This is a genomic window from Shewanella sp. 10N.286.45.A1 (assembly GCF_041470405.1).
Classification (GTDB): domain Bacteria; phylum Pseudomonadota; class Gammaproteobacteria; order Enterobacterales; family Shewanellaceae; genus Shewanella.
Genome location: NZ_JBFRMK010000023.1, coordinates 1 through 5,676, shown reverse-complemented (window position 1 = coordinate 5,676; position 5,676 = coordinate 1). Strand labels below are relative to the sequence as shown.

Sequence of the window (5,676 nt, the reverse complement as noted above, 5' to 3'; positions counted from 1 at the left end):
ATTAGAGCTAAATTAGAGCAGGCATCCTGCTTTTTCGGGTGAAGATTACAGCTCAGCTGCAAATACTGTTATTATTAGCGGTCAATGTCTAATGCTTGTAGATCTATGCCCAATTCAGAGCTTGTTCCTATAACCCAGTTACCGCCCGCAACACTACGTCAACTGGCTGAGCAAATAAAAATTTGGGGGCAAGCGCTTGGTTTTGCGCAAATTGGCATTTGCGACACAGATCTCACCGCTGAGGAGCCTAAGTTGCAGCAGTGGTTAGATAATAATTATCACGGTGAGATGAGTTACATGGCTAACCACGGCATGATGCGTGCCAGACCTGAAGAGCTGCTTCCGGGAACGCAGCGCGTGATCTGCGCCAGAATGAATTATTTGCCTCCTAATGCCGGCTTTGCAACTAACTTAAAAGATCCTAATTTAGCGTATATTTCACGTTATGCGGGTGGGCGAGATTATCATAAGATGATCCGTAATCGCCTAAAGAAATTAGGTGATAAGATAGAAGCCGAATTAAAAGAATTAGGCTTTAGCCAACCTCATTCACGTCCTTTTGTTGACTCCGCTCCCGTGTTAGAGCGACCTCTAGCTGATAAAGCCGGGCTTGGTTGGACCGGAAAACACAGCTTATTACTTAATGCGGATGCCGGTAGTTGGTTTTTTTTAGGGGAGCTATTGATCGATCTCCCACTGCCTGTTGATGTGCCTGTCAAAGCAGATTGCAATACCTGTGTTGCCTGCATCAAATCTTGCCCTACCAATGCGATTGTCGAGCCTTATGTTGTCGATGGACGTCGCTGTATCTCTTACCTTACGATTGAACTTCAAGGCGCCATTCCTGTTGAGTTTCGCCAAGCAATTGGCAACCGTATCTATGGCTGTGATGACTGCCAACTGGTTTGCCCGGTTAATAGCCAAGCGCCTATCACTCATGAGGATGACTTTCATACCCGCGAGCCATTACTGCAACCCAAGTTGCTGTCTTTATTCGCATGGAGTGAAAAGGAGTTCTTGAAATTAACTGAAGGCAGTGCTATTCGCCGTATTGGTCACAAACGCTGGTTACGCAATATCGCTATAGCCCTTGGAAATGCCCCAACAAACACGTCGATTATTGCAGCGCTAGAGTCGAGAAAGCTCTCTGAGGAAGTGGACGAGGTGGTAATTGAACATATCGACTGGGCACTTGAACAACAACACGCTAAACAAGCCGAGCTTAGCCGTAAAACTCAGCGAGTGATCCGTACTGTAGAAAAGGGCTTGGCACGTGACGCCTAACCCATTTCAACCTTATTGTTAATCGACTTAGCAAAACGATTATTTAGGATTGAGTGTAAAGCCCACTTTTACTGTTACCTGCCAATGAGCAATCATTCCCTCTTCTAAATGCCCTCGAGTTTCGGTTACCTGAAACCACCTTAAATGCTGCAGTGATTCATTGGCGGCAGCGATAGCATTCTTAATCGCTTCATCAGAGCTAATAGGCGAAGAACCAGTAAGCTCAATAATCTTGTAAGTATGACTCATAACAAGCTCCAGCAGGGTAAACACAATTGTGTTTACCAGTATAGAACACCTGCCAGAGAGAGAAGGTTTTTGCAATCTAAGATAGCCTTGAGTTTAGCCATCCTACCAAAATGAAAAGGTAACCAATTCGGTTACCTTTTCGTTAGCATATATTCGACTTAGCCACTTAGGCTAGCAACATCCGCCACCACATACCCGGCAAGCTAGTAAAACCGCTGGTATAGAACTGCAATTGGCCATCTTTAATCACCATCAATGTCGGTGTCACATTGACCGACCAATGATGAGATAGTTGCCCTTTCTCATCGTTAATCACTGCAAAGTCATACTGCTTGTGCTTCAAGTACTGGCTAAGCTTTTCGTCTACACCGGAGTTCATCGCCACAGTAACCACCGAGTATTGGCTTGCCATAATATCGACCGACGGACTAACAAAGCTGCATACAGGACACCATGTGCCCCAAAAATAAACCAATACAGGCTCTTGATAGCTCATAGCGAGAATATCAACGCTATTGCCATTGAGCGTCATAGCTTGTAAGTCTGGTAAATTGTCAGTTGGAATATCTCGACTACGCCACAGATCAATCGCAGCTGAGAACAAAGTGAAAACCACCAGCATCAGCATTAGCTGCTTTGCCCAGTTTAGCACTCTGGCTAGTATTGGTTTTGAAGGTGTTTTCTTATCCATCCTTTTGCTCCTCCAGCGCACTCAAAGCGGCTTTTCAAACGATTAAAATGGGACTCATCCCACAATAACTAATGCCTTCAATAACAGGGCTCTCACAAATGTCGCTGCTAGCGAATAAGCGCTTTAAGCAAACCATTACAATTGAACTGACGCTTGATTGATTGCATCCATCACTTGCTTTGATGTAAGGATGACCGGTAATTCAATCCCATCAGGCGCATTAGGTCCATAAACCACATTAAACGGCACCCCAAAGCGATTATGACTCTGCAAATAGCCAGTTATCGCTGCTGACGGTTTAGTCCAGTCACCAATGACTAGATCTATATCTGCTTGCTTTAAGCGGCTGTACACAGGATCTTGTAAGATGACACCGACTTTGTTGGCTTTACAGGTAATGCACCAATCAGCGGTCACATCGACAAACACCGTTTGTCCTTTAGCGACTTTGGCCTGAATGTCAGTTTGCTGCAATGGTGTCCATTCAAGATCGGTCGGTAGCGGGCTAGCCCATCTATCTGAAGTCGCAAATGCGGTTACAGCACTGAGTAGAATGCTAATACTTATGGTGGCGATAACAGCAGCAGAACCATGCACTTTCGCCATAAAGACAACAAACAGCAATATCAGTAGCCCAGCAACTATCCAGAGCGTGCTTGCCCCGACAAAATTGGCTAATAAACTGATGAGCCACAGGCTAGTAAGCAATAACATACCGGCGAAGATAACCTTGACGATATTCATCCAGCGTCCCGGTTTTGGAAGATAGCTTGCTAACTGAGGGGTAACAGCCACCAGCAACCATGGCAGCGCCATTCCAACTGCCAGAGCAGTAAATATCACAAATAGAGTTAGCGTATCAGCCCCTAGTGCAAAGGCCACAGCAGTACCTAAAAACGGCGCACTACAAGGCGTAGCTAATAATGTGGCAAACATGCCTTGTAAGAAGTGACCACGGGTGTCGTTGCCGCCGCTGGTCGCAAGCTTAGTTTGCAAGCTAGAAGGTAGGTTGATCTCAAACGCACCTAACATGTTTAACGCAAACACCGATGTCACTAACGCCATAAAGCCGATAAACCAAGGGTTCTGGAACTGTACGCCCCAGCCAATTGCTTGACCAGTCAGCTTTAGGCTCATAATGAAAGCCGCCAGTAACCAGAATGAAACCAAGATCCCTAATGCAGATGCTAAAAACTGCTGCCTTACTTGCGCTTTATTAAGTTCTGGCGCAGCCACAACCGCACTTAACTTCATCCCTAAAACAGGTAACACACAAGGCATAACGTTGAGAATTAACCCGCCGAGTAAAGCTATCAACATCATGGCCCATAGCGGCGAGCTGCTGCTCACAATATCGGCTGCAATCACAACAGAACGATATTCAATGGCGCTGTCAGCTTCAATGACTGTCACATTTAGGTTTTTACCGATAACATCAGTTTTACCTAACCAACTGCTACCATCAAACACAGCGTTAAGCTGCTTATTCCCCTGCTCATCTTTATTTGTCTCAATACGCTTAAGCTTAAAACTGACATCAGGCTCTCCATCAATAATCACTTGTGGATATTGCCAGTTGCCCTCATTAAGTAGCACTTGTAGTTGCTGCTTTGCATTATCCCAACCAAGGTTGATATCAGCCGACATTTTACGCTGTGGTACGCTAACTTTGGCCTTGTTGTAAGCAAACATCGCTCCAGGATCCGCAGTCATGGTTTTAAGGTCAATATCTAGATTGATGTCGTAATCCGTTAACACACAGATATTGGTGCAACTGGATAAAGTGAGTAGTCCTTTTAGCTTCAGCGGCTGGTTAATATCTTTAACCTTCACCAGCATAGGAAAAACTACATCATGCTTATAACCAAATGTCTGCAAGCCTAGCAGCGAAAAGGCTTCTGGTGCGGGCCAATCCCAACTGACATCGGCAAGATTACCTGATTTATCCCATTTTATACTGGGAGCAACGCCCCCCTCCCCTGGACTACGCCAGTAGGTTTTCCAGTCACCATCGAGTTTAACTTCTAACACTGCTGGTAATGTTTGATTGGCGGCATCGAGCTCGCCAGTTAGCATGAATTTAGCTGTTACTGGCGGATGATTTGGATTCTCAATCCAGCCAGTCGATTGGGAAAAAGCAGAGCTAGACAGTAGCAAGCTAAGCATAAGCAAAAAGTGTTTAATGATTTTCAATTTCGTCTCCGCAGCGACATATAACTTGGGGCTAAAAAGAGTTGAAGCCCTCGCATCCAGTCATTGTGCCGTCAGTGCATGTGTCAGAGGATTACCCATATTGGTAAACCAATTAAAGTAAAAGAATTCAAAAGCGCATATCAGCTCAATTTAACGATAAACATCATAGCTGTATATGCATAAGCGAGGTTATTCTTGAAAACGGCAAAAACACAGATGTATTCGCCTTGGCTTTGGCAATACTGGTAGGTCGAGAACCCGAGACAATTGGCGAAAAACGATCGGCAATAGCGGAATAAAAAACAGCAACAACAGTACAAGATTTAAATTGGGTTCGTCCATACAAACCCTGAGTGACTTTTCAGACAGTTCACACGACTGTATGCTTAACTCCTCTAAAGACTGAAGTTCAGTCTGAGTTTGTAAATTTAATTGCGGTATTTCTTTGCCAATAAGCTGATTGAAACTGCGCAATATTCCACTGTTTTGCATCAAACACAAAATCACCAGCATAGTAAAAACCATGACGATTAAGTTTCTAGTGTTCGCTGTTTTGCAAAAAAGGCGGATAATGTACTCCAAGTATGTCATTGATTAGCGGCATCAAGCAGCAATTAAAGGATAAGACCGAGTTTTAGCGGATTTAGTTCATCACTAGATGAAAATATATTAGAGTACCGACCAGCAATGACAAATAATAATTTTTGTAGGCATTTACCGTCTAAATAGTGGCCTGCAAAGTACCGACATAAGCATACAATTTCAGCACTAAACCTCCTAGGAACCCTATAACAATGAGCCAATTTGTTACCGATAACAGCAAAGAGTTTGCCCAATCCGTTGAAGATAAAATTGCTGAGTTTAATTGGCAAAACTGGGAAGTATCAGAAAGACTGCCGCTAGGGCTGAAACTAGAAAGTGACACCGGTGAGCTTTTGGCTGGCTTTTCTGGAAGAACCTTTGGCAACTGGCTAATGATTGATAATTTGTGGGTATCAGAAAGCCTGCGTGGGCAAAAAATAGGCCACCAACTATTAGCAGAAGCTGAACGGCTAGCTCGAGCGAAAGGCTGCAAATTTGCCATTCTAGATACGCTAAACTTTCAAGCAAAGCCTTTCTATGAAGCTAGAGGCTATGAGGTTAAGTGGACACAGTTAGCATACCCGGAAACGGGTTGTAAATACTTCATGGTTAAAGCTTTGTAGCCATTGCTGATAGCAACAAAAAAGGCACTTATAAAGTGTAATGCCGATCATTTA

The 5,676-nt window shown here is 44.2% G+C and carries 5 protein-coding genes; 2 read left to right on the top strand and 3 right to left on the bottom strand.

The window, feature by feature from the left end; genetic code table 11:
- The first annotated feature begins 84 nt into the window (after window positions 1-84).
- Window positions 85-1,284, top strand: coding sequence for a tRNA epoxyqueuosine(34) reductase QueG (queG, locus tag AB4238_RS02105; protein ID WP_372030900.1), 1,200 nt, complete (start codon window positions 85-87; stop codon window positions 1,282-1,284).
- A 39-nt stretch (window positions 1,285-1,323) separates the two neighbouring features.
- On the opposite strand, the gene AB4238_RS02100 is transcribed toward queG, so the two are convergent.
- The 3 genes from AB4238_RS02100 to AB4238_RS02090 all read right to left on the bottom strand — a co-directional run bounded on the left by AB4238_RS02100 (window position 1,324) and on the right by AB4238_RS02090 (window position 4,390).
- Entirely contained in the window at window positions 1,324-1,533 is a 210-nt protein-coding gene (locus AB4238_RS02100) for a dodecin (RefSeq protein WP_020913901.1), read from the bottom strand.
- Between the two features lie 166 nt (window positions 1,534-1,699).
- Window positions 1,700-2,224, bottom strand: a complete 525-nt coding sequence (locus AB4238_RS02095; RefSeq protein ID WP_372030898.1) for a protein disulfide oxidoreductase — start codon at window positions 2,222-2,224, stop codon at window positions 1,700-1,702.
- Between the two features lie 135 nt (window positions 2,225-2,359).
- The gene (locus AB4238_RS02090; RefSeq protein ID WP_372030917.1) at window positions 2,360-4,390 is read right to left on the bottom strand and encodes a protein-disulfide reductase DsbD family protein; all 2,031 of its coding nucleotides are present in this window, start codon (window positions 4,388-4,390) and stop codon (window positions 2,360-2,362) included.
- An 821-nt stretch (window positions 4,391-5,211) separates the two neighbouring features.
- On the opposite strand from AB4238_RS02090, the gene AB4238_RS02085 reads away from it, so the two are divergent.
- Complete coding sequence (locus tag AB4238_RS02085) at window positions 5,212-5,622, top strand: GNAT family N-acetyltransferase (RefSeq protein WP_372030897.1); 411 nt, start codon at window positions 5,212-5,214, stop codon at window positions 5,620-5,622.
- The last annotated feature ends 54 nt before the right edge of the window (window positions 5,623-5,676 follow it).

Excerpts from the sequence above, each read along its gene's own strand:
- queG (WP_372030900.1), top strand. The coding sequence starts at position 85 with ATGTCTAATGCTTGTAGATCTATGCCCAATTCAGAGCTTGTTCCTATA.
- AB4238_RS02100 (WP_020913901.1), bottom strand. The coding sequence starts at position 1,533 with ATGAGTCATACTTACAAGATTATTGAGCTTACTGGTTCTTCGCCTATT.
- AB4238_RS02095 (WP_372030898.1), bottom strand. The coding sequence starts at position 2,224 with ATGGATAAGAAAACACCTTCAAAACCAATACTAGCCAGAGTGCTAAAC.
- AB4238_RS02090 (WP_372030917.1), bottom strand. The coding sequence starts at position 4,390 with ATGCTTAGCTTGCTACTGTCTAGCTCTGCTTTTTCCCAATCGACTGGC.
- AB4238_RS02085 (WP_372030897.1), top strand. The coding sequence starts at position 5,212 with ATGAGCCAATTTGTTACCGATAACAGCAAAGAGTTTGCCCAATCCGTT.